The following is a 1,306-nucleotide window of genomic DNA, read 5'->3' as shown; positions in this document are numbered from 1 at the left end:
GGGTCTGCTGCACGGATAGGTGACATCTGATCTGCGTCGATGTGAGTCGGCGCTGGAAGGATGTGCACCATGCCCAAGGCGTTTCCCAAAGAGTTCCGCGAGGACGTGATCCGGGTCTACCGGGACTCAGATGCCTCGATGGCCCAGGTCGCGAAGGACTTCGGCATCTCGCCGTCGTGTCTGAAGCGGTGGCTTGCGATCGACGAACGGAACTCGTCCAGGTCATCGGGTGGCTCGACGCCGGCGATTGAGTCCGATGCACTTCGTGAGGCGAACAAGCGGATCAAGCTCCTCGAGCAGGAGAACGAGGTCCTGCGCCGTGCCGCGGCCTACCTCTCGCAGGCCAACCTGCCGGGAAAATGATGTACCCGCTCGTCCGCGAGCTGGCCGCCAAGGACGCCCCGTTGCGGGTGCCTGTGGCGGTGACGTGCCGGGTCCTCAAGATCACTCGTCAGCCCTACTACCGCTGGCTGAAGTGCCCGGTCACCAATGCCGAGCTGACCGAGGCCTATCGCGCGAACGCGTTGTTCGACGCCCACAAGGACGACCCCGAGTTCGGCTACCGATTCCTTGCCGACGAAGCACTCGAGGTCGGCGAACCGATGGCCGAGCGGACCGCCTGGCGGATCTGCTCCCAGTCGGGTTGGTGGTCCTCGCACGGCAAGAAGCGCGGTAAGAACGGCAAGAAGCCCGGACCGCCGGTCCACGACGACCTGTGCGCGGTCACCGATGACAAGGGCAGGGTCCGGCACGAGTTCACCGCCGCCGGCCCGAACGAGTTGTGGTTGGCCGACATCACGGAGCACTGGACCGGGGAAGGCAAGCTGTACGTCTGCGCGATCAAGGACGTCTACTCCAACCGCATCGTCGGCTACTCGATCGACTCACGGATGAAGTCGTCGTTGGCGGTCGCCGCGTTGAACAGCGCCGTCGCGCGGCGCGGTGATGTGGCCGGTTGCGTCCTGCACACCGACCGCGGGTCGCAATTTCGTAGCCGGAAGTTCGTCCACGCGCTCAACCGGCACGACATGGTCGGCTCGATGGGCCGCGTCGGCGCGGCCGGCGACAACGCAGCCATGGAGTCCTTCTTCTCGCTGCTGCAGAAGAACGTCCTCGACCGCAGTTCCTGGTCCACGCGTGAGGAACTGCGGATCGCGATCGTCAGATGGATCGAGAGGACCTACCACCGCCGTCGCAGGCAGGCCGCTCTCGGACGATTGACCCCGGTCGAATACGAGCTGATCATGACCCCAACCGCCTCCCAGGCGGCCTAACCGAAACTGTCACCGGTCCGTGCAGCAGACCC

General features: G+C 65.0%; 1 protein-coding gene. It reads left to right on the top strand.

Annotated elements, in window-relative coordinates:
- Positions 1-69: 69 nt before the first annotated feature.
- Positions 70-1,274, top strand: a protein-coding gene (locus Q9S36_RS51575) for an IS3 family transposase (protein ID WP_311292447.1) whose coding sequence is annotated in 2 segments (ribosomal slippage) — positions 70-354 and positions 357-1,274 — 1,203 coding nt in all. Because the reading frame shifts where the segments join, the coding sequence is not laid out codon by codon here.
- Positions 1,275-1,306: the final 32 nt, after the last annotated feature.

The sequence above is a fragment of the Microbacterium sp. ARD31 genome (assembly GCF_031844425.1).
Note: the sequence above shows the minus strand (reverse complement) of the source record. Positions and strands in the feature narration are given on the sequence as shown.